This is a genomic window from Paracoccus isoporae (assembly GCF_900101865.1).
In the GTDB taxonomy this organism is placed as follows: Bacteria; Pseudomonadota; Alphaproteobacteria; order Rhodobacterales; family Rhodobacteraceae; genus Paracoccus; species Paracoccus isoporae.
Window position 1 is genome coordinate 99,412 of sequence record NZ_FNAH01000008.1, and the last position, 21,017, is coordinate 120,428.

Sequence of the window (21,017 nt, forward strand, 5' to 3'; positions counted from 1 at the left end):
GGATGTCACGCTCGGGGCATCCCGCAGGCGGACGACCGCCGGTGAATCGCGATCAACACTCGGCGGTCTCCGGTAAATCCGGCCGAGCTAAGGGCCGTTCTGCTCTGTCACGCGGCGTCCAATCGCGCGGTCGGCAAGGGTGTGGCTCGGCCCCGTCGTCGTGCCGTCATCCTGCGGTGTCCTGAAGCTCCGACCAGCATCGCTGCAAATCCCCCGGCGCGGGCCGGGCGGCATAGACGCCGCGGGCAATTGCGCGCGCCAGTGTGGTGGCCGCCGCATGGCCAAGCTGGAACGGCGTCACCTGTGGATCGGGCAGCTCCCGCCCGCCGGTAGAGACCGCAAAGATCAGGTCGCCGTCATAGGGCGTGTGGCTGGGCACGAGCGCCCGCGCCATCCCGTCATGCGCCACGGTGGCCAGGCGCTGAAGCCCCGCCTTGTCCAGCGTCGCATCGGTGGCGACGATCGCGATGGTCGTTGCCTCGCCCAGCCGTTTCTCGGGCAGGGGCTCATGTTGCGGGTCGAACCGGCCTGCCATGCCCAACCCGCCGAACTCGTCGCCTATTTCCCACGGGGCGGCCCAGAACGCCCGGCCATCACCGATCGTGGCCGAGCCGAGCGCATTGACCACCACCAACGCGCCGACGGTGATGCTGCACTCCAGCACCGCCGAGGCCGACCCCAGCCCGCCCTTCAGCCGCCCGGTCATCGCCCCGGTTCCCGCGCCCGCGCTGCCGATGGCAAAATCAGCGTCGGCGCGTTGCCATGCCGCCCGGCCAAGCGCGGGATAGGGGTTCCGGTCCCATCCCTTCTCGCCGCCATTCAGAAGATCGAAGACGATGGCGCCGGGCACGATCGGCACGCGCATGTCGCCCACGGCAAAGCCGCGCCCGGCGGCGCGCAGCCCCTCCATTACGCCATCACCCGCCGCGAGACCGAAGGCCGACCCCCCCGACAGGAAGATCGCGTCGATCTCCTGCACCAGCTTGTCCGGGGCCAGCAATTCGGTGTCGCGCGTGCCCGGCGCACCGCCCATCACATGCACGGCCGCGGCAAAGGGCCGATCCGCCGTCAGCACGGTCGTGCCAGACCGGAGCGTCGCATCCTCGGCATTGCCGACGCGCAATCCGGCGACATCTGTAATCAGGTTGCGGTGTCCGGCTTTCATACTGCGCTCTCCCCATCGCGGCATCCCCGCAGGATCATGCGCGCAAACGCGGCTGCAAGGCAAATCGCGCGCGCATGGCGGGCCGGGTCAGACGGCACCTTCCGGCCAGCGACGCAGATGGCTGGATCGCGCGGGACATTTGGTGAATGATGTGTCGGGACGCGGGATTCCGCGCGCGAATACCGGTGGATAGCGACGATGACAGCCGGGCAGTGACAGGGAGGAACACGGATGTTTGCCAGGGAGAAGATTGAATACGAGGCGCTCGATCTGCCGGATCGCAGCGAACTGGAGGATGCGGAGATGCTGCCCGCGGCCCGCGCCTTCTACGAGGTGATGCGCCGCCGCCATACGGTGCGCGACTATGCCGGGCGCCCCGTTGCCCGCGAGGTGATCGAGGAATGCATCCGCACCGCGGGCACCGCCCCGTCCGGGGCCAATCACCAGCCCTGGCATTTCGTTGCCATCTCGGATCCCGCGCTGAAGAAACGCATCCGCGAGGCGGCCGAGGAGGAGGAGCGGCAGTTCTATGACGGGGGTGCCGGTGATGAATGGCTCAAGGCGCTTGAACCCATCGGCACCAATGACCACAAGCCGCATCTTGAGGAGGCGCCCTGGCTGATCGTGGTCTTCGCGCAGAGATGGGGTCAGTTCGATGACGGCGTCCGGTTCAAGAACTACTACGTCCCGGAAAGCACCGGCATCGCCACGGGCTTTCTGCTGGCAGCGCTGCATCATGCCGGCCTCGTCTCGCTCACCCACACGCCGAACCCGATGAAGTTCCTCAACCAGCTCCTCGGCCGCCCGGACAGCGAGAAGGCGACGATGATCATCGCGGTGGGGCATCCGGCGGCGGATGCGAAAGTCCCGAAAGTGGCGAAGATGAAAAAGCCGCTGGACGAGATCGCGACGGTGCTGGCTTAGCGAGGATGCCCGAGGCGCACGGCCCGCACGTCGCGGCCGTGCGGGATGTGGCGGCTGAGAAGGGCTCTCGGGGCCCCTTTGCCTTATTCTGGCACGACAGAACCAAAGTCCGGCGAGATCAGGTCACTCGTATCCCTTGAGGGAGGCAGGGAAAAAATGTCCCGCGCGGTTCGGGTCGAGCTAGTCAGCGGGAACGTGGTGACCCCGGCAGGATTCGAACCTGCAACCTGCCCCTTAGGAGGGGGCTGCTCTATCCAGTTGAGCCACGGGGCCGACGCAGGTCTTGTGACCGGAAAGGCCGGGTTTGGCAAGGCGCTTGCCCTGAGCGGTTGTCATGCGCTAACTCAGATAAACCCATTGAAAGATCACCCATGCCGCACCGCAAGAACCGCCGCCCGTTGACGCTTCGAGACGTGTCCGAGGCGTCGGGTGTGTCCGAGATGACGGTCAGCCGGGTGTTGCGCAATCGCGGCGATGTCTCGGCCTCGACGCGCGAGAAGGTGCTGACCGCGGCGAAGGCGCTCGGCTATGTGCCGAACATGATCGCCGGGGGGCTGGCGAGCCAGCGCGTCAACCTGGTCGCGGTGGTGATTCCGTCGCTGTCGAACCTGGTGTTTCCCGATGTGCTGACCGGGATCTCGGCCGAGCTGGATGACACGCCGCTGCAACCCGTGGTGGGGGTGACGAACTATTCGCTCTCGCGCGAGGAGTCGGTGCTCTACGACATGCTGTCCTGGCGGCCCTCCGGGGTGATTCTGGCCGGGCTGGAACATAACCGCGCCGCGCGGGCGATGCTGGCGGCGGCGTCGGTGCCGGTGGTCGAGATCATGGATATCGACGGCGATGTCATCGATTGCGGCGTCGGGATTTCGCATCTCGCGGCCGGGCGGCAGATGGGCGAGCAGATCCTCGCCGCGGGGTATAGGCGCATCGGCTTCATCGGCACGCATATGCCCGAGGATCATCGCGCGAAGAAGCGGCTGGCAGGGTTGGAGCGCGCGCTTGGCGCGGCCGGGATCTCGCTTGCGGCGCGCGAATTCTATCAGGGAGGATCCTCGCTGGCGAAGGGGCGGGAACTGACCGAGCGGATCCTGGAGCGGCAGCCGGATCTGGATTTCCTCTATTACTCCAACGACATGATCGGCGCGGGCGGGATGCTTTGGTGCCGCGAGCAGGGGTTCGACATTCCGGGCCGGCTCGGGCTGGCCGGGTTCAACGGGGTCGATCTGCTGGACGGTCTGCCGATGCGGCTTGCGACCACGGATGCGCGGCGCTTTGATATCGGGCGGCGGGCGGCGCGGATCGTGGCCGGCAAAGAGCCTGCGCCGGATGGCGGCAAGCTGGTGCTGAAGCCGCATTTCATGGGCGGGGAGACCATCCGTCCGGCCGACTGACGCCGGAGCGGTCAAGGGTCGCGGGCGCGCGCGCGACGACAAACGCCGTGCGGCATGGCCACGGTCAGCGGGAATCGAGCGCATTTTTCCCTGATGGTCTTGCGTCTGGCGAAGAGCCGCGCGAGATCGCAGCACGGCTCGCGCAGCGAGGCAAATTCCCGTATTTCAGTTTTTGCGGCAGCGATGCCGGACCGGAGTTGTTCATGTCGGAGCCCCTCATCACTTCTGCCGCACGGCCGACCGCGCTGTGGCGCGACGCCGGCTGGTGGGCCGTCACCGCGGCCTTCGCGCTGAACGGGATGCTGTTCGGGGCCTGGGCGGCGCGGGTGCCGGATTTCAAGCAGGCATTCTCGCTCGAGCCGGCGGCGCTCGGGCTTCTGCTGCTGGCGCTTGCGGGCGGCGCGATCGTATCCTTCCCCTTCGCGGGCGGGCTGAGCGAGCGCTTCGGGGCGGAGCGGGTGACAATTGCCTGCGCGATGATCTATTGCCCGGCGCTGCTGGCGCTGGCGCTTGCCCCGACAACGATCCTGCTGGCGGTGGCGCTGTTCGTCTTCGGCACGCAGCACGGGGCGATGGATGTGGCGATGAACGGCTGGGGGGCGAAGGTGGAGGCGCGGCTGAAACGCTCCACCATGTCGATCTTCCACGCCATGTTCAGCTTCGGCGCAGGATTGGGCGCGGCCAGCGGGTACGCGGCGGTGCGGCTCGGCTTCTCGCCGGCATGGCATTTCCTGGTCGTGGCTGTCATCGGCGGTGCGGTCGCGCTCTGGGTGATGATTCCGGCCAGGGGGGCGGCACCCCCGCGCGCGGATCGCGCGACCAGGTCTCGCAGCATCTTCTCGCTCCCGTCCGGGCCGCTTCTGCTGGTCGGCACGGTCGCCTTCGCGGCCTCGATGGGCGAGGGCGCGATGGCGGATTGGAGCGCCGTCTATCTGGAAATACTTGTTCAGGCGAGCAAGGCGGAGGCGGCGCTCGGATACGCCGCCTTTAGCGCGACGATGGTTCTGACGCGCCTGTCGGGTGGTGTGCTGGTGCATTGGCTGGGGCCGGTCGCGGCCACCCGGTTCAGCGGGCTGATCGCCTTCACGGGGTTGGCGGTGGCCATTCTTGCCGACAGTCTCGGCCTGGCGCTGACCGGCTTTGCCCTGGTCGGGATGGGCTATGCGGTGCTGATGCCGCTGGCCTTTTCGCGCGCCGCCAATGACCCGGACCTGCCGCCCGGCCGCGCCATCGCCAGCGTGGCGACGGTGGGATATGGCGGGCTGCTGCTGGGTCCGCCCATCGTCGGATTCGTCGCGCAGTTGGCGGGATTGCAGGCGTCGTTCGGGATGCTGGCGCTGCTGGCGCTGGCTGCCGTGGCACTGGCGCCGGTGCTGCGGGTAGAATAGTGCAACTTTACAACTAAAAGTTGCATGCGACCTATTTTAATCTGCATATGATTGTGTATACAGCCTGACCAAAGGTCATTTGCTGTCAATCGATCCGGCGCCGGCGCGCGCGGTGGTTCCCATTCTTCACTGATACTGAGTTCGAGATCGGTTTCCGGCGGCACGCTGCGACCGACGGAAGCGAATGATTCATTTGGCAGAGCAGCCTGCCAAAAGAAGGTGACGGAAGACCATGGCGACCGACCCAAGCGGAGTTAACTTCAGCGGCAATGTCTACGCATTCTCGCGGGACATGCTGGTTTTCACTTTAGATGATCCCGGTAACACGCACGGCCCAGGCACATTAGCAGTGCATGCGGACGCCGAGCCTGGCACGATCAAGCTGTCCTCTCCGGACACACACCGGCTTATTGACGACAAACTTTTTACTGCTAGCGGCAGTATGTCCGCGATGAACGGTGACGAGATCGATTTTGGTTCGGGCACCAGCGTCCAGCCAGAATTTTCTTGGGACTTCGTCGGACCGGACGGCAAAACGTATTTTCTGGTCGAGGTCATTGGTGCCGGAGGAGAGCGAGTCTTTATCTCGAATTACAATCTGACACCCGGCGAGACCTACAACACGCTTCTCAAGGACGGCTCGCCTGGTCACAAAATCAACGACAATAATTCGGTCTTCGACACGCCTGAAACGCCCGACACGCAAATCATCTTCGACATCGGGACGAAGATCGATCATGTGGCCTCGCCCGACGGCCCCGGTGAAACGGGATCGGGCTTCACCAGCTATCTCGCCTGGCAGGCGGGCGATGTCACGATCGCGAACGAAGAGCTGACGGTTGCCAGCACGGCACAGCAAGCCGTGTTCAACTCAAAGGACAATGACGACTATCTGAACGACGGCTTCAGCAACTCGGGGGACGATAATGTCTTCAACGATCACAGCCAGATCGGCTCGGTTGAGTTGCTGTCAGGTGCCACGTCCGGCGACGGCTATTACGAGGCCGAGAATATCTACCGCGTCACCGCACCCGATGGCACCGTCATCTACGTCTCGCAGATCGATTTCAAAGACGGCACGATGCCGGATGGCAGCCCGATTCCGACAGTGTATGTCTCGACCCAGCGGCTCATCCCCGGTGTGACATACACGAATGTCACACGTGACACTTCGGCCGGCACGGATAACCCTAAAGTCGGTATCGACAAAGAATTCGCGCCCAAATACTCGGAACTGGCGACCTGCTTCGCGCGCGGCACGCAGATCGAGACGGCGCATGGCAGCGTCGCGGTCGAGGATATCGGCGAGGGCGACCATGTGCTGACCGCGGATCACGGATACCAGCCGGTCCGCTGGATCGGGCGCAAGATGTTGGACGCGCGGCAGCTTGCCGAATGTCCCAATCTGGTGCCGATCCGCATCCGCGCCGGGGCTTTGGGCGGCAAGCTGCCCGCGCAGGATCTGCTGGTCTCGCCGCAGCACCGGATGCTGGTCCGGTCGCAGATCGCGAACCGCATCTTCGGTCAGTCCGAGGTGCTGGTCGCCGCCAAGCAGCTTGTGGTGGTTGACGGGATCGACATTGCCGCGGACGTCACCGAGGTCGAGTATTTTCATTTGCTGTTCGACCAGCATGAGATCCTGTTCTCGAACGGCGCTGAGACGGAAAGCTTCTATACCGGCCCGCAGGCCCTCAAGAGCGTGTCGCCCGCGGCCCGCGAAGAAATCCTGACCCTGTTCCCGGAGCTGCGTGACATCGATTACACGGCGCTGTCGGCGAGGCCGCTGAGCAGCGGGCGCATGGGGCGGAAACTTGCGATGCTGCATCAGCGCAAGGGGCGTCGGCTGGTCCAGAAACGCGCCGCGTGACCGCGCCGCGCCTGCCGGTCCGCGCGGTGCCCCGCGTGGACCGTTCGGGATGATCCGTCAGATCGCGGTGCGGCGCATCTCGTCGAGATAGATCTCGCGCAACCGTGCCGCCACGGTGCCGACCGCGCCGTCCCCGATGGCGGCGCCGTCGATCTCGACCACCGGCATGACGAAGGCCGAGGCCGAGGTCACGAAGGCCTCGTCCGCCTGTTGCGCTTCTTCGACCGAAAATCCGCGCTCCTCGACCTGCATCTGCGATTCGCGGGCCAGGCGCAGCACGGCGGCGCGGGTGATGCCGTGCAGGATGTCGTGCGACAGCTCGCGGGTGATGATCCTGTTGCCCTTGACGATATAGGCGTTGTTCGAGGTGCCTTCGGTGATCTTGCCATCCTCGACCAGCCAGGCGTCATCCGCGCCCTGCGCCTTGGCCGCCATCTTGGCCATCGAGGGGTAGAGAAGCTGGGTGGTCTTGATGTCGCGCCGTCCCCAGCGTTCATCGGGCACGGTGATGACTTTCCAGCCAGTCCGGGCGGCCGGGCTGTCGGCGAGACCCGGCTTGGCCTGGGTAAAGGCCACGACGGTCTGCGGCGTGTCGGGATCGGGATAAGCGAAGTCGCGATCGCCGGGGTTGCCGCGCGTGACCTGCAGATAGATCATCCCGTCGGTGATCTCGTTCCGGCTGACCAGTTCGCGGAACATGGCCAGATACTCCGCGTCCGACAGAGGGTTGCCGATCTCGAGCGCGTCCAGCGAGCGGGTCAGCCGCGCCTGATGCCCGTCGAAGTCGATCAGCTTGCCGTCCAGGACGCTGACCACCTCGTACACCGCGTCGGCCATGACGAACCCGCGGTCAAAGATCGACACCGTGGCCTGATCTTCGGGGAGGTACGCGCCGTTGACATAGACTGTGCGGGACATGTGAGGCTCCAACTTGGGCGGTTTCCTGCCGTCATGCGCCGCGATGACCCGGTCGTCAAGCCGGAGCGCCGCGATGGCCGGTTGACAGGCTGCCGGGGTCTCAGGCAAAAGTGATCGCGTGTTAGCAACTATGACGCTTGCATGACGGAATTCGCAGGGTGCCGGGCGGGGAGGCCGGGGCACCCGAATGCGGGAGGAGACAGACCCTTCGCCACCCAGCGGAGGGTCTGTTTCTTTTCAGCGGCCTCGCATGATGTCGCAGCCTCTGGCCGCTTGGCATGGACTTTCCCGCGCGGCACGCGCAAGTTTCCCCTGCTCAGCCGTCGTCTGGAGGATTTGCATGGAGACCCGTTTTCACCTCGCTTACCACGTCAGGGATCTAGATCAGGCGCGGGAGTTCTACGGCGGCGTTCTGGGCTGCAAAGAGGGGCGCAGCACAGAAAGCTGGGTCGATTTCGACTTTTTCGGACATCAGATCAGCCTGCATCTGGGAGAGCCCTTCCAGACCGGCAATACCGGGAAGGTGGGCGATCACATGGTCCCGATGCCGCATCTGGGGCTGGTCATGCGTCAGGATGACTGGCGCGCCCTGGCCGACCGGCTGGAGGCGGCGGGCACCTTCTTCATCCTGCCGCCGCAGACCCGTTTCCCGGGCGAGCCGGGAGAGCAGTCGACCATGTTCTTCACCGACCCGTCGGGCAACCCGATCGAGGTCAAGGGGTTCCGCGACTGGGACGGGATCTTTGCAAGCTGATGGCAGGGGCCGTCCCCGACTGATGCAGGGACGGCGCCGGGGGCAAGCCGGGATCAGGCGGTTTGCGGATCGAGCGTGGTGGACCACAACTCGGTATTGCCGACATCCATGAGGCGCACGGTCATCTGCTCGGTCTCGCCATCGATATCGACGATGCCGAAGAATTGCAGACCGGCCGAAGGCGGCAGATTGACCTGACCGGGTTCCGGCGCTTTCACGAATTCGACCGACGGCCCGAAGGTCATGTCCATCTCGCCCGGCCCGAATGTCCCGGCATGGAGCGGGCCCGAGACGAATTCCCAGAACGGCGCGAACTCCTGGAACTGGGCGCGGTCGGGGCTGTAGTGATTGGCGGCGGTGTAATGCACATCCGCCGTCAGCCAGACCGTATTGGCGATGTTTTCGTCGCGGATGAAGCGCAGCAGATCGGCGAATTCCAGCTCGCGCCCCTTGGCGGGGCCGTCCTCGCCATTCGCGACGGCCTCGGCACCGGCGGCCTCCATGAAATTGTCCCAGACGATGATGCCGATGGGCATGTCGGAGGCGATCACCTTCCAGGTTGCGGTCGATGTCTTCAGCGCCTCCTTCAGCCAGGCCACCTGACGTTCGCCCAACACGCGGGATTCGGGCGTCATCTCCTCTTCCATGCTGGGGCCGTTCGGGCCGCGATAGCTGCGCAGATCGAGGAAGAAGATGTCGAGGGAGGGGCCGTAGGAGATCTGACGGAACACCCGGCCCGGCTCGGCCGGGGTGTAGGAGATCGGCGTCATCTCGTGGAAGGCGCGGCCGCCGCGTGCGGCGAGAAGCGCGATGGATTTTTCCGAATAGCGGTCATCGCCGGACAGATCCTTGGCCGAGGACCAGTTATTCGTCACCTCGTGATCGTCCCACTGGTAATAGACCGGGGTCATCGCATTGAAGCTGCGGACATGGTCGTCCAGCATGTTGTATTTGTAACGGCCGCGGAATTCGTCGAGGGTTTCGGCAACCTTGCGCACCTCGTCGATGAGCACGGTGTTGGTCCAGGTGCCGCCGTCGAAATCCTGCTGTTCGGACATCGGGCCGTCGGCATAGATCGTGTCGCCGGAATGGATCATGAAATCGGGCTCATGCTGCGACATGGTCGCGTAGCTGCGCATCCCCTCGTCATTGATGCCCCAGCCCTGACCGGCGGTGTCGCCCGACCAGACAAAGCGGATATTGCGCTTTTCGGTGGGCGCGGTGCGGAACTGGCCAATCAGCGGCTCGGACACGGCGTTGACATCGGACAGATCGGTCGCGGTGAAGCGATAGAAGATGCGCTGATCCGCCGGCAGGTTTTCCAGCAGCGCCTTGACCGCGAAATCGCTGTCGGGCAGCGCGGTCATATCGGCGACGCGGCGTGCGTTGCCGAAGCTTTCTGTTGTGGCGACCTCCAGCGTGACGCGCGAGGCGCGGTCGGGCCGTGTCCAGACCATGCCGGATGTGGCCGTCGGATCGCCCGACTGGACGCCATGGCCGAAGACCGGCCGGGCCTGCGCGCGAGAGATCGCCGGCATCGCCAGCGCCGCGGTGAAGGCGGTGCCGGTTCCCAGAACCGCGCGGCGGGTGAGACGGGAACGGATGAGACGGGGCATGGCTGACTCCTGTGGTTGCAAGAACTGGCGGGCTCACCGATCCGGGTAGCGCATGGTTATGACCATCAGATGTCCGGGAGGTGGCGGAACGGTAACGGCGCCGTGCGCGTTCGCACTGCGATCTTCGCCGCAAGGTGATGTGCAAGTCCTTCTGAAGCCATGCATAAAGGAAGCATGAAACGATTCTCGCTCGCGCTCGCGCCCGTCCTAGCCCTTCTCCTGTCCGCGCCGGCGGCACTGGCGGAGAAGATCCCGCTCAACAACATTTCCAATTATCTGAACGGCCTTTCGACGCTGCAATCCGAGTTCACGCAGGTCAATCCCGACGGCTCGATTTCGGCCGGCACCGTCTATATCCAGCGTCCGGGCCGCGTCCGGTTCGAATACAAGAATTCCAACCAGCTCATGCTCGCCTCGGGCGGGCAGGTGGCGGTGTTCGATGCCAAGTCGAACCAGGGGCCGCAGATCTATCCGCTGAACCAGACGCCGCTGTCGATCATCCTCGATTCCAACGTCAACCTGTCGCGTGCCGGCATGGTGACCGGGCATTCGGAGCGCAAGAACACCACGGTCGTGAGGGCGCAGGATCCGGCGCATCCCGAATATGGGAATATCGAGATGGTGTTCACCTCGCCCACCGAGCTGCGGCAATGGGTGGTCACCGATGATACCGGCAAGAAGACCACCGTTATCCTGGGCGAGATGAAGAAGGGGGTGCGCTTCAGCGCCTCGACCTTCGTGATCCAGAACGAGCTGGCGCGGCGGGGTCAGTAAGCATGTGCTTGCCGGGGCGGCAATGCGCCGCCCCGGCGAAGGATGGCGACAACAGTCGGGGGGGCAGCTCATGCAAGGATCGCACGTCGCGTCGCCGAGCCGTCTGCGTTCCTTTGCCGCCGACACGGTGGCGCTCATCACGTTCTTCACGCTGACCGGCATCATCAATGAACGCTTCATCGCCGGAATGGCTTGGGACGAGGTGTTCCGCGCCCGCCTTCTGGGCGCCGCGCTGATGATCCCGGTCGGCCGCCCTTACGGTGTCTGGCGGGATCTGCTGATGCGGCGGGCCGGTGAGGGCAGGCTGTCTCGGCTGATCTGGGACGGGATTGCGCTGATGAGTTTCCAGGTGCCGATCTATGCGCTCATCATCGCGGTCAGCGGGGCCAGCGGGGCGGGGCTGCTGCGCGGCACGCTGGGTGCGGCGGTGATGATGCTGGCACTTGGCCGACCCTATGGCGCCTGGCTGAACTGGGTCCGCCGGATCTTCGGCCTGCCGCCGGGCGGCGAGCGTCCGATGACGCTGAACGAGTGATCCGGCGTAGCAAGAGGGGGCCCTCCGGCCCCTTTTTCCGTGACGGGCAGGTCGGCGGGCTCAGCGGCAGGAGCGGAGTTGGGCGTGATACATCTCTGCGCGTGACTGGACCCGATTGGCCACGCCCATCAGCCAGCCCTTGGCGCGGTAAGAGCCGCGCGCGAACCCGGACCGGCCTTCGTGATAGGCGAGATACTGGTTGCGCGCATCCCATTTGGAGATTCCGAGCCGCCGCGTCGTGCCGTCCATATACCAGCCCATGAAATCGGTAGCATCGTTGATGTTGTCGCGCCGGGCGCGGCGGTTGCCGGTTTCCTGCTGATATTCCTCCCAGGTGCCGTCAAGCGCCTGGCTGTAGCCATAGGCCGAGCTTTGCCGGCCGATCGGGATGATGCCGAGCGCGTATTGATGCGGGGTGCGGGCGTCGCCGATGAACTTGGATTCCTGGTGGATCGACGCCATCTGCACCGCGACCGGCACGCCCCAACGCCGCTCGGCGCGCTGCATGGCGCGGTGATAGGCCGGGCGCTCGCGCACGATGGCGCAGGCGTTTTCCAGATCGCGCGGCGCAGAGTAATTGCCGCCGCCCCCGCATGACGCGACCAGCATCAGGATCGCGAGTTTCAGAAACCTGTTCATGACTGCCTCTCGTTACTTTTTCCCGGCATTCTAGGGGAATTGCCAATCGGTGGAAACATCTTCCGCAGATTGCCCGCCAAACCGGCAGATCCCGGAACTTCGGACATGGCTGCCCGTTGGGACAGGCGGGACCAGCGTGCCATCCGCGCCGTGATGCGCGATGCTTGGGGTCTGGTCCGAATGAAGGGGCGATGATGTATTACAACGAGATGTTCAACGGCGACGATGTGCGCGAGGCCTATGCGAGCCTGTCGGACTGGGTGGACAAGATGCCCGCGGATTTCCGCCAGATGAAACAGGCCGAGGCCGAGGCGCTGTTCCGCCGCATCGGGATCACCTTCGCGGTTTACGGCGAAGGCGGCGATCCCGACCGGCTGATCCCCTTCGACATGATGCCGCGGGTCTTCACCCAGGCCGAGTGGCGGCGGCTGGAGCGCGGCATCAAGCAGCGCGCCAAGGCGCTGAACGCGTTTCTCGCCGATGTCTATTCGCGGGGCGAGATTGTGCGCGCCGGGCGCATCCCTGCGCGGCTCGTTTATCAGAACGCCGCATATGAAAAGGCAGCGGTCGGTTTCCGCCCCCCGCGCGGTGTCTACAGCCACATCATCGGCGTCGATCTGGTCCGCACCGGGCGCGATGATTTCTTCGTGCTGGAGGATAATTGCCGCACCCCGTCCGGCGTCAGCTACATGCTGGAGAACCGCGAGATCATGATGCGGATGTTCCCAGAGCTGTTCCGGGGCAACCGCATCGAGCCGGTGGACGGCTATCCCGAATTGCTGCGCCGGACGCTGGAATCGGTGGCGCCCAAGAAATGCCAGGGCCGGCCGCGCGTGGTGATCCTGACGCCGGGCCACTACAACAGCGCCTATTACGAGCACAGTTTCCTGGCCAACCTCATGGGTGTGGAACTGGTCGAGGGCGCGGATCTGTTTGTCGAGGGGGAGTTCGCCTATATCCGCACCACCGAAGGGCCGAAGCGCGTCGATGTGATTTATCGCCGTGTCGATGACGCCTTCATCGACCCGCTGACCTTCCGCCGCGATTCCATGCTGGGCGTGCCGGGTCTGATGGATGTCTATCGCTCTGGCGGGGTGTCGATCTGCTCGTCGCCCGGTGCCGGCGTGGCGGACGACAAGGCCATCTACACCTTCGTGCCTGAGATGGTCCGCTTCTACCTCGGCGAGGAGCCGATCCTTAAGAATGTCGATACCTGGACGCTGTGGGAAGACGATGATTACCGCTACGTGATGGACAATCTGGAAGAGCTGGTGGTGAAAGAGGTCCACGGCTCGGGCGGCTACGGGATGCTGGTCGGGCCGCGCTCTTCCAAGGCGGAAATCGCCGAGTTCCGCAAGCTGATCGAGGCCAATCCGCATAACTACATCGCGCAGCCGACCCTGTCGCTTTCGACCTGCCCGACCTTCGTGGAAGACGGCATCGCCCCCCGCCATGTCGATCTGCGGCCCTATTGCCTGTGCGGCGAGCGGATCGAGCTGGTGCCGGGCGGGCTGACGCGGGTGGCGCTGAAGGAAGGCAGCCTTGTCGTCAACTCGTCGCAGGGCGGGGGCGTCAAGGACACCTGGGTCTTGTCGGAATAAGGAGGGGGAGAGAACATGCTCAGCCGCACCGCATCCAACCTGTTCTGGCTCGGCCGCCATATGGAACGCGCCGAAACCGCCTCGCGCCTGTTCGAGGTCGGCGCGCGCATCACCTTGCTGCCCAACACCGCCGAGGGGTATCGCAACGAATGGGAATCGCTTCTGCGCGCCTCGGCCTCCTCGCAGCTTTACAAGGGCAAATATGCCGAGGTGAACGAGGAGAACATGGAGAAATTCATGATCTTCGACCGCGACCACCAAGGCTCGGTGGCGAGCTGCATGTACAACGCCCGCGAATCCGGCCGCATCGTGCGCACGGCGCTGACCAGCCGGGTCTGGGATGCGCTGAACGTCGCCTGGCAGGAGCTGCGCGCGATGGATCCGGGGCAGGAGGATGCGGCGGATCTGGCCGATATGGTCGCGCGCCACGCCTCTACCGTCCACGGCGCGATTGACGGCACCCAGCTTCGCAATGACGGGTTCCACTTCATGAAGCTGGGCTATGCCTTGGAACGGGCGGATTCCACGGCTCGGGTGCTGGACGTGAAGTATTTCGTGCTGCTGCCGCGGGTGGAATTCGTGGGCTCCGGCCTCGACAGCTATCAATGGCAGGTGATCCTGCGGGCGCTGTCCGCGCATCGCTCCTTTCACTGGGCCTATGGCGACGATGTCAGCGCCGGGCGGGTCGCGCATTTCCTGATCCTGAACGGCGAGGCGCCGCGTTCGCTGACCACCTCGGTCCATGAGGCGCTGTGGCATCTCGATGCGCTTGTGCGCCGTTACGGCGATGACGTGCCGCACACGGCGCGCGACCGGGCGCGCGGCCTGGTGGATCGGCTGGGTGCGCTGAGCATTGAGGATATTTTCGACGAGGGGCTGCACGAGTTCCTGACCGATTTCATCATCGAGATCGGGCAGATCGCGAATTGCGTGCAAACCGATTATTTCTACGGAAGGGGCTGAAGATGCGGCTCAGGATCACCCATCACACGGTCTACGACTACGAACGCCCGGTCAGTTTCGGGGTGCAGTCGCTGCGGGTCACGCCATCCGTGTTCGAGGGCCAGAAGGTCATCGACTGGCAGGTGGATATGGGCGACACGAGCGAGGCCGGCGCCGGCTATCGCGACGGGGCCGGGGACTGGGTCCAGCTTTGGACGATCCACGGCCCGATTTCGAAAGTGCCGGTGCGGATCGAGGGCGAGGTCGTCACCACCGATCTGGCCGGCGTCCTGCGCGGTCATCGCGAGGTGATCCACCCGATGGTCTATCTGCAAACGACCAAGATGACCGAACCCGACGAGGCGCTGCGCGACCTGGCGGCAGGCCCCGAGCAGGGGCTGGGCGATCTGGATCTGGCCCATGCGCTGTCGCATCTGGTGCATGAGAAGGTGGCATATCGGACCGGTGTGACCAATGGTCTGTCCACCGCCGCAGAGGTTCTGGCGGCAGGCGGCGGCGTCTGTCAGGATCACGCGCATGTGCTGATGGCCGTGGCGCGCGCGCGCGGCCTGCCGGCGCGCTATGTCTCGGGCTACCTGCACGCCGATGCGGAGGGCAATATCCACGAGGCGGCACATGCCTGGGCGGAAATCCATGTCGGCGGGCTCGGCTGGGTCGGGTTCGACGCGGCAAACGCGACCTGTCCCAACGATCTCTATGTCCGCACCGGCTCTGGCCTCGATTCCCGCGACGCCGCACCGATCCGGGGTGTCACCGCGATGGGCGGCGCCGAGAAGCTCGAGGTCACTGTTGCGGTGAGCCGGGTCGAGGCGTAGACAGCGCCGCAACGGGAACCGTGAGTCTAAGATGACCTATTGCGTCGCGCTGAAGCTGAATGCCGGGCTGGTGCTTTTGTCCGATACGCGGACCAATGCCGGGCTCGACAATATATCGACCTATCGCAAGATGTTCTTCTTCGAGGAACCAGGCGAGCGGGTGATCGCGATCATGACCGCGGGCAGCCTGTCGGTGACGCAGACCACCATTGCGCGGCTGCAGGAGGCGATCGATCACCCCGATTCGGGCGAGCATAACTCGATCATGAAGGCCTCCTCGATGCTGGGTGTGGTCGGTGTCATCGGTGAGACGCTGTCGCGGACGCGCCGCGAAATCGCCGCGCAGCATGCCGATCTGCGCCAGAGCCAGGCCTCGGCCAGCATGATCGTGGCCGGGCAGCGTGCGGGCGGCGAGATGCGGCTGTTTCTGATCTATCCCGAGGGCAACCATATCGAGGCCACCGAGGACACGCCCTATCTGCAGATCGGAGAGCATAAATACGGCAAGCCGATCCTCGACCGGGTGGTGACGCCCGCGACCAGCCTGGAGGACGCGCAGAAGGCGGTGCTGCTGTCGATGGATTCGACGATGAAATCGAACCTCTCCGTGGGCATGCCGCTGGATCTTGCGATCATCGAGAAGGATGCCTGCCAGATCAGCGCCAAGCGCCGCATCATGCAGAGCGATGCGCAATTCTCGGCCATGTCCGACGCCTGGTCCGAGGCGCTGCGCGAAGCCTTCGTGCAGATGCCGCTTTAGGCGGCGGCTTGCGCGATCAGCTCAGAGATTTCAGCTCGTAGATCAGATCGAGCGCCTCGCGCGGCGACAGCGCGTCGGGGTTGATGTCCCGCAGCCGGGCTTCGGCCTCGCTGTCCCTGGGTTTGTCCGCCGCCGGAGCCGCAGCCGGGGGCGGGGCCGCGCGGAACAGCGGCAGATCGTCGATGATCTCGGCGGGATGGACCGCGCCCTCGCGCTCGCCCGATTCCAGCAGGTTCAGAATGTCGCGCGCCCGCGTCACCACCGCATCGGGCAGCCCGGCCAGCCGGGCCACCTGCACCCCGTAGGAGCGGTCGGCGGCGCCCTTGCGGACTTCGTGCAGAAAGATCACCTCGCCCTCCCATTCGCGCACGGCGACGGTGGCATTCTCGACCCCGTCCAGCTTGGCGGCGAGCGCGGTCAGTTCGTGATAATGCGTCGCAAACAGCGCCCGGCAGCGATTGACGGCCTGAAGGTTTTCCATCACCGCCCAGGCGATCGACAGCCCGTCCCAAGTTGCGGTGCCGCGCCCGATCTCGTCCAGGATGACAAGCGCGCGGTCATCGGCCTGATTGAGGATGGCGGCCGTCTCGACCATCTCGACCATGAAGGTCGAACGGCCCCGCGCCAGATCATCCGCCGCGCCGACGCGGCTGAAGAGCTGGCTGACCAGCCCGATATGCGCGCGCGCCGCAGGAACGAACGCGCCTGCCTGCGCGAGAATGGCGATCAGCGCGTTCTGGCGCAGAAAGGTCGATTTCCCGGCCATGTTGGGTCCGGTCAGCAGCCAGATCGCCGGGGTCTCGCCCTCGGTCAGCGCGCAGTCATTGGCGACGAAGCTTTCCGCCTTGCGTTTCAGCGCGCGTTCGACGACCGGATGCCGCCCGGCCTCGATCCGAAAGGCGCGGCTGTCATCGACAAGCGGGCGGGTCCAGCCTTCGCCAGTGGCCAGATCGGCGAAGGCGGCGCTCAGGTCGATCTCGGCCAGGGCACGGGCCGCCTGTCCGATCGGCGCCGCGGCCGTCAGCACCGCCTCGCGCAGACGGGCGAAGATCGCCCGCTCCATCTCCAGCGCGCGGTCGCGGGCGTTGACGATGCGGGTCTCCAGCTCGGACAACTCGACCGTCGTGAATCTGATCTGGTTGGCGGTGGTCTGGCGGTGGATGAAAGTCTCCGAGAGGGGCGGTGCCATCATCTTCTGCGCATGGGTCGCCGTGGTCTCGATGAAATAGCCCAGCACATTGTTGTGCTTCATCTTGAGGCTCGCGACACCGGCCAGTTCGGCATATTCGCCCTGCATCCGCGCAATCACGCCCCGGCCTTCGTCGCGCAATTGCCGCGTCTCGTCCAGATCGGCATCGAAGCCCGAGGCCACGAAGCCGCCATCGCGGGCGAGCAATGGTGGCTCGGCGATCAGCGCGTCGTCCAGCAGATCGATCAGTTCCTCATGCCCGGTCAGATCTTTCGCCGCCTCTCTCAGCAGGGTCGGGGAGTCGTCCTGCAACATCCCGGCCACCGTGATCGCCTGGGTCAGCCCGGACCGGATCGCGCCCAGATCGCGCGGCCCGCCCCGGTCAAGCGCCAGCCGTGACAGCGCCCTGTCCATATCCGGCACACGCGACAGCGCCTCGCGCAGATCGGCGGTCAGGCCGGCATCCTCGGCCAGATGCTGCACCGCATCATGTCGCGCCCGGATCGTGTCGAGATCGCGCGAGGGCGCAGAAATCCGCCGTTCGAGCAATCGCGCCCCGGCGGCGGTCGCGGTGCGGTCGATGGACGCCAGCAGCGAGCCGTCGCGCCCGCCCGACAGCGCCTGTGTCAGTTCCAGATTGCGCCGCGTCGCCGCGTCGATCTGCATCGCGCCCGCGATCTGCTCGCGCTGCGGCAGGCGGAGCAGAGGTAGCTGGGATTTCTGGGTCAGTTCCAGATAATCCGCAATCGCCCCCATCGCGGCGAGTTCCGCGCGTGAGAAGCTGCCGAACCCGTCCAGCGTCTCGACCTTGAACAGGGCGGTCAGACGACGCACGGCGGCGGTGGATTCGAAACTCCCCTGCGGCAATTCGGTCAGCGCCGCCCCGGCCTCTTCGGCCAGATCCTCAAGCCGCGCGCCTTCGGCCACCAGCAATTCGCGCGGGGCGATCCGGGCCAGTTCCGGGGCCAGCCGCGCCTGCGGGCAGGCCATGACCCGGAACGCGCCGGTCGAGATATCGGCCCATGCCAGCGCGGTGTCGTCGCGCACCTGCGCAAACGCCGCCAGGAAATTATGGCGCCGCGCCTCCAGCAGCGTCTCTTCGGTCAGCGTGCCGGGCGTCACCAACCGCACCACATCGCGGGCCACGACGGATTTGCTGCCGCGCTTCTTGGCTTCGGCCGGATCCTCCATCTGCTCGGCGATGGCGACGCGGAACCCCTTGCGGATCAGCGTCAGAAGATAGCTCTCGGCGGCATGGACCGGGACGCCACACATCGGGATAGGCTGGCCCTGATGCGTGCCACGCTTGGTCAGCGCGATATCGAGGGCAGCTGCGGCCGAGACCGCGTCGTCAAAGAACATCTCGTAGAAATCGCCCATCCGGTAGAACAGCAGCGCACCCGGATTGGCCTCGCGGATCGCGAGATACTGGGCCATCATCGGGGTCGGCTGGTCGGACATATGCGGCCTCCTTCTGGCGGCCTGTTCTAGCGCATCACGCGGTGATTGCCAGAGCGCGCGAGACACCGCGCCACGCCGCGGTCACGCGGTCAGGCGGACCCCGTCATGCCCGGTGATGTCGCACTCCACCAGCGTGCCTTCGGGCATGTCGCGGTCAAACGCGACCTCGGTGAACTGCTCGGTCCGCCCGATGCGCGGCCCTTCGGTCAGGATGCGGTGCCTGCGGCCGGTCTGCGCCTCCAGATGGGTGCGTAGGGCGGCGTCGCCCGCCGCGCGCAGCCGGGCGGCACGATCCTTGATCGCCTTGCCGTTCACTGCGGGCATCCGCGCGGCGGGGGTGCCTTTGCGCGCCGAATAGGGAAAGACATGCAGGAAGGTCAGTCCGCAATCCCCGACCAGCTTCAGCGAGTTCTCGAACATCGCCTCGGTCTCGGTCGGAAAACCCGCGATGATGTCGGCGCCGAAGACGATCTCGGGGCGCAGGCGGCGAGCCTCCTCGCAGAAGCGGATGGCATCGTCGCGCAGATGGCGGCGTTTCATGCGCTTCAGGATCATGTCGTCCCCGGCCTGAAGCGAGAGATGCAGATGCGGCATCAGCCGTTTTTCGGTCGCGATGGCCTGCATGAGATTGTCGTCGGCCTCGATGGAATCGATGGACGAGATCCGCAGCCGCGGCAGATCCGGCACCAGCTTCAGGATCCGCATGACCAGATCGCCAAGCCGCGGCGTTCCGGGCAGATCGGCGCCCCAGGAGGTGAGGTCCACCCCGGTCAGTACGACCTCATTGAAGCCGCGATCCCGCAGCCGCTTGATCTGGTCCACCACCACACCCGCAGGCACGGAACGCGAATTGCCGCGACCATAGGGAATGATGCAGAAGGTGCAGCGATGGTCGCAGCCATTCTGGACCTGCACATAGGCGCGGTGCCGCCGGAACCCGTCGATCAGATGGCCGGCCGTTTCCTCGACCGACATGATGTCATCGACGATCACCCGCTCGGTCCGGCCGATCAGATCAGGGGTCAGGCTGGCCCAGGTCGAGGGCTGCATCTTCTCTGAGTTGCCGATAACACGCGTCACCTCGGGCATGGCGGCAAAGGTTTCGGGCTCGGTCTGGGCCGCGCAGCCGGTGACGATGACCGGCGCGCCGGGGTTGTCGCGGGCCAGACGGCGGATGTCCTGTCGCGCCTTGCGCACCGCCTCGGCGGTCACGGCGCAGGTGTTCACGATCACCGCGCCTTGCAGCCCGGCAGAGGCGGCCATCTCGCGCATCGCCTCGGATTCGTAAGCGTTGAGCCGGCAGCCATGGGTGGAGAACACCGCCTGTTTCAGATCCGGCGCGCTCATCCCCGCCACACCCCGTCAAAGACATGCGCGGTCGGCCCGGTCATCCAGACCCCATCCTCGCGCCAGTCGATCCAGAGCGTGCCGCCGGCGAGCTCCACCTGCACCTTGCGCCCGGTCAGCCCGCGCCGCGCCGCCGCCACCGCCGCCGCGCAGGAGCACGAGCCAGAGGCCAGCGTCTTGCCCACGCCGCGTTCCCAGATGCGCACATGCAGCGTATCGGGCGCGATGAGCTGCGCCACCTCGACATTGGTGCGTTCGGGAAAAAGCGGATGAACCTCGTGGCGCGCACCGAACGCGTCGAAATTGCCGATCCCGCCCGGGTCGTCGACGAAGAAGGTCATATGCGGATTGCCCATCCCCGTGGCCACCGGATCGCCCTCGATCGGCAGGTGGTCGAGATCCACCGCCTCGGCCAGCGGAATGTCGCGCCACTCGAGCACCGGCGGGCCCATATTCACCCGCGTCAGCCCACAGCCCGCATCCTCGGCCGCCAGCACGGCATGATCGGTGCGCAGCCGCAGCCGGTCGCGTCCCGTCCCGTCCATCACGAACCGCGCGATGCAGCGTGTCGCGTTCCCGCACGCGGCCGAGCGCGACCCGTCGGCGTTGAAGAACACCAGCCGCGCATCGACCTCATCGTCATGCGCGATGGTTGCCATCTGGTCGAAACCCACGCCGAAATGCCTGTCCGCCATGGCCGTGATCGTGGCAGCATCGGGCGCCTCGATCCCGTGACGGAGATCGATGACGACGAAGTCATTGCCAAGCCCGTGCATCTTCATGAAGGGCAGGCCGGGGGTGCGGGCGTGTTCCATGCCCGCCATATAGTCGCCCCGGAAAGTTTTCGCCAGAAGCGTGTTTTTTGCGCTTGACCCCACCGATGCGCAAAACTAGGAAAGCGCCCTGT

At 65.5% G+C, this 21,017-nt stretch carries 18 protein-coding genes and 1 tRNA gene; 11 read left to right on the forward strand and 8 right to left on the reverse strand.

The annotated features are described in order from the left end of the window. Positions 1 to 166: 166 nt before the first annotated feature. Complete coding sequence (locus BLT73_RS12845; RefSeq protein WP_090524387.1) at positions 167 to 1,165, reverse strand: P1 family peptidase; 999 nt, start codon at positions 1,163 to 1,165, stop codon at positions 167 to 169. A gap of 231 nt (positions 1,166 to 1,396) precedes the next feature. Here BLT73_RS12845 and BLT73_RS12850 point away from each other — a divergent pair, with 231 nt between their 5' ends. After that, positions 1,397 to 2,089 carry a nitroreductase family protein gene (locus tag BLT73_RS12850; RefSeq protein WP_090524389.1) on the forward strand — a complete coding sequence of 231 codons (693 nt, stop codon included), beginning with the start codon at positions 1,397 to 1,399 and terminating at the stop codon, positions 2,087 to 2,089. Positions 2,090 to 2,285: 196 nt separating this feature from the next. Here BLT73_RS12850 and BLT73_RS12855 read toward each other — a convergent pair. After that, positions 2,286 to 2,362 (reverse strand) — tRNA-Arg (locus BLT73_RS12855). Positions 2,363 to 2,460: 98 nt separating this feature from the next. Between BLT73_RS12855 and BLT73_RS12860 the strand changes: the two genes are divergently transcribed. The 3 genes from BLT73_RS12860 to BLT73_RS17650 all read left to right on the forward strand — a co-directional run bounded on the left by BLT73_RS12860 (position 2,461) and on the right by BLT73_RS17650 (position 6,738). Continuing rightward, the gene (locus tag BLT73_RS12860) at positions 2,461 to 3,483 is read left to right on the forward strand and encodes a LacI family DNA-binding transcriptional regulator (protein WP_090524391.1); all 1,023 of its coding nucleotides are present in this window, start codon (positions 2,461 to 2,463) and stop codon (positions 3,481 to 3,483) included. Positions 3,484 to 3,686: 203 nt separating this feature from the next. Beyond that, positions 3,687 to 4,871 (forward strand): MFS transporter, encoded by a 1,185-nt coding sequence (locus BLT73_RS12865; RefSeq protein ID WP_090524543.1) that lies wholly within the window; start codon positions 3,687 to 3,689, stop codon positions 4,869 to 4,871. A gap of 232 nt (positions 4,872 to 5,103) precedes the next feature. Continuing rightward, positions 5,104 to 6,738: a Hint domain-containing protein gene (locus BLT73_RS17650; RefSeq protein ID WP_245727330.1), complete on the forward strand. Its 1,635-nt coding sequence runs from the start codon at positions 5,104 to 5,106 to the stop codon at positions 6,736 to 6,738. Positions 6,739 to 6,795: 57 nt separating this feature from the next. Here the strand turns inward: BLT73_RS17650 and BLT73_RS12875 are convergent, their stop codons facing one another. Continuing rightward, on the reverse strand, positions 6,796 to 7,656 hold the full coding sequence (locus BLT73_RS12875; protein ID WP_090524393.1) for a D-amino-acid transaminase: 861 nt from the start codon (positions 7,654 to 7,656) through the stop codon (positions 6,796 to 6,798). A 340-nt stretch (positions 7,657 to 7,996) separates the two neighbouring features. Here BLT73_RS12875 and BLT73_RS12880 point away from each other — a divergent pair, with 340 nt between their 5' ends. After that, a complete protein-coding gene (locus BLT73_RS12880; RefSeq protein ID WP_090524395.1) occupies positions 7,997 to 8,410 on the forward strand; it encodes a VOC family protein in 414 nt (137 codons plus the stop codon). A gap of 53 nt (positions 8,411 to 8,463) precedes the next feature. On the opposite strand, the gene BLT73_RS12885 is transcribed toward BLT73_RS12880, so the two are convergent. Then, a complete protein-coding gene (locus BLT73_RS12885; protein ID WP_090524397.1) occupies positions 8,464 to 10,026 on the reverse strand; it encodes an alkaline phosphatase D family protein in 1,563 nt (520 codons plus the stop codon). Positions 10,027 to 10,200: 174 nt separating this feature from the next. Between BLT73_RS12885 and BLT73_RS12890 the strand changes: the two genes are divergently transcribed. Continuing rightward, positions 10,201 to 10,800, forward strand: coding sequence for a LolA family protein (locus BLT73_RS12890; RefSeq protein ID WP_090524549.1), 600 nt, complete (start codon positions 10,201 to 10,203; stop codon positions 10,798 to 10,800). Between the two features lie 70 nt (positions 10,801 to 10,870). Further along, complete coding sequence (alaE, locus tag BLT73_RS12895) at positions 10,871 to 11,335, forward strand: L-alanine exporter AlaE (protein WP_090524398.1); 465 nt, start codon at positions 10,871 to 10,873, stop codon at positions 11,333 to 11,335. Positions 11,336 to 11,395: 60 nt separating this feature from the next. Here alaE and BLT73_RS12900 read toward each other — a convergent pair whose 3' ends face one another. After that, on the reverse strand, positions 11,396 to 11,974 hold the full coding sequence (locus BLT73_RS12900; protein WP_090524400.1) for a transglycosylase SLT domain-containing protein: 579 nt from the start codon (positions 11,972 to 11,974) through the stop codon (positions 11,396 to 11,398). 191 nt (positions 11,975 to 12,165) lie between these two features. On the opposite strand from BLT73_RS12900, the gene BLT73_RS12905 reads away from it, so the two are divergent. From BLT73_RS12905 to BLT73_RS12920, 4 genes are read left to right on the forward strand one after another with little or no spacing between them, the layout of a single operon-like run. Then, positions 12,166 to 13,575, forward strand: a complete 1,410-nt coding sequence (locus tag BLT73_RS12905) for a circularly permuted type 2 ATP-grasp protein (protein WP_090524402.1) — start codon at positions 12,166 to 12,168, stop codon at positions 13,573 to 13,575. 15 nt (positions 13,576 to 13,590) lie between these two features. After that, the gene (locus BLT73_RS12910; RefSeq protein WP_090524404.1) at positions 13,591 to 14,538 is read left to right on the forward strand and encodes an alpha-E domain-containing protein; all 948 of its coding nucleotides are present in this window, start codon (positions 13,591 to 13,593) and stop codon (positions 14,536 to 14,538) included. Between the two features lie 2 nt (positions 14,539 to 14,540). Then, entirely contained in the window at positions 14,541 to 15,353 is an 813-nt protein-coding gene (locus tag BLT73_RS12915) for a transglutaminase family protein (RefSeq protein WP_090524406.1), read from the forward strand. Between the two features lie 31 nt (positions 15,354 to 15,384). After that, the gene (locus BLT73_RS12920) at positions 15,385 to 16,113 is read left to right on the forward strand and encodes a proteasome-type protease (RefSeq protein ID WP_090524408.1); all 729 of its coding nucleotides are present in this window, start codon (positions 15,385 to 15,387) and stop codon (positions 16,111 to 16,113) included. Between the two features lie 16 nt (positions 16,114 to 16,129). Here the strand turns inward: BLT73_RS12920 and mutS are convergent, their stop codons facing one another. The 3 genes from mutS to dapF all read right to left on the reverse strand — a co-directional run bounded on the left by mutS (position 16,130) and on the right by dapF (position 20,925). Continuing rightward, complete coding sequence (gene mutS / locus BLT73_RS12925) at positions 16,130 to 18,763, reverse strand: DNA mismatch repair protein MutS (protein ID WP_090524411.1); 2,634 nt, start codon at positions 18,761 to 18,763, stop codon at positions 16,130 to 16,132. A gap of 81 nt (positions 18,764 to 18,844) precedes the next feature. After that, positions 18,845 to 20,110: a tRNA (N(6)-L-threonylcarbamoyladenosine(37)-C(2))-methylthiotransferase MtaB gene (gene mtaB / locus BLT73_RS12930; protein WP_090524413.1), complete on the reverse strand. Its 1,266-nt coding sequence runs from the start codon at positions 20,108 to 20,110 to the stop codon at positions 18,845 to 18,847. Beyond that, positions 20,107 to 20,925 carry a diaminopimelate epimerase gene (dapF, locus tag BLT73_RS12935; RefSeq protein ID WP_090524551.1) on the reverse strand — a complete coding sequence of 273 codons (819 nt, stop codon included), beginning with the start codon at positions 20,923 to 20,925 and terminating at the stop codon, positions 20,107 to 20,109. Before dapF ends, mtaB begins: the two co-directional genes overlap by 4 nt. Positions 20,926 to 21,017: the final 92 nt, after the last annotated feature.

Coding starts and splice junctions, on each gene's coding strand:
- BLT73_RS12845 (WP_090524387.1), bottom strand. CDS start 1,165: ATGAAAGCCGGACACCGCAACCTGATTACAGATGTCGCCGGATTGCGC.
- BLT73_RS12850 (WP_090524389.1), top strand. CDS start 1,397: ATGTTTGCCAGGGAGAAGATTGAATACGAGGCGCTCGATCTGCCGGAT.
- BLT73_RS12860 (WP_090524391.1), top strand. CDS start 2,461: ATGCCGCACCGCAAGAACCGCCGCCCGTTGACGCTTCGAGACGTGTCC.
- BLT73_RS12865 (WP_090524543.1), top strand. CDS start 3,687: ATGTCGGAGCCCCTCATCACTTCTGCCGCACGGCCGACCGCGCTGTGG.
- BLT73_RS17650 (WP_245727330.1), top strand. CDS start 5,104: ATGGCGACCGACCCAAGCGGAGTTAACTTCAGCGGCAATGTCTACGCA.
- BLT73_RS12875 (WP_090524393.1), bottom strand. CDS start 7,656: ATGTCCCGCACAGTCTATGTCAACGGCGCGTACCTCCCCGAAGATCAG.
- BLT73_RS12880 (WP_090524395.1), top strand. CDS start 7,997: ATGGAGACCCGTTTTCACCTCGCTTACCACGTCAGGGATCTAGATCAG.
- BLT73_RS12885 (WP_090524397.1), bottom strand. CDS start 10,026: ATGCCCCGTCTCATCCGTTCCCGTCTCACCCGCCGCGCGGTTCTGGGA.
- BLT73_RS12890 (WP_090524549.1), top strand. CDS start 10,201: ATGAAACGATTCTCGCTCGCGCTCGCGCCCGTCCTAGCCCTTCTCCTG.
- alaE (WP_090524398.1), top strand. CDS start 10,871: ATGCAAGGATCGCACGTCGCGTCGCCGAGCCGTCTGCGTTCCTTTGCC.
- BLT73_RS12900 (WP_090524400.1), bottom strand. CDS start 11,974: ATGAACAGGTTTCTGAAACTCGCGATCCTGATGCTGGTCGCGTCATGC.
- BLT73_RS12905 (WP_090524402.1), top strand. CDS start 12,166: ATGATGTATTACAACGAGATGTTCAACGGCGACGATGTGCGCGAGGCC.
- BLT73_RS12910 (WP_090524404.1), top strand. CDS start 13,591: ATGCTCAGCCGCACCGCATCCAACCTGTTCTGGCTCGGCCGCCATATG.
- BLT73_RS12915 (WP_090524406.1), top strand. CDS start 14,541: ATGCGGCTCAGGATCACCCATCACACGGTCTACGACTACGAACGCCCG.
- BLT73_RS12920 (WP_090524408.1), top strand. CDS start 15,385: ATGACCTATTGCGTCGCGCTGAAGCTGAATGCCGGGCTGGTGCTTTTG.
- mutS (WP_090524411.1), bottom strand. CDS start 18,763: ATGTCCGACCAGCCGACCCCGATGATGGCCCAGTATCTCGCGATCCGC.
- mtaB (WP_090524413.1), bottom strand. CDS start 20,110: ATGAGCGCGCCGGATCTGAAACAGGCGGTGTTCTCCACCCATGGCTGC.
- dapF (WP_090524551.1), bottom strand. CDS start 20,925: ATGGAACACGCCCGCACCCCCGGCCTGCCCTTCATGAAGATGCACGGG.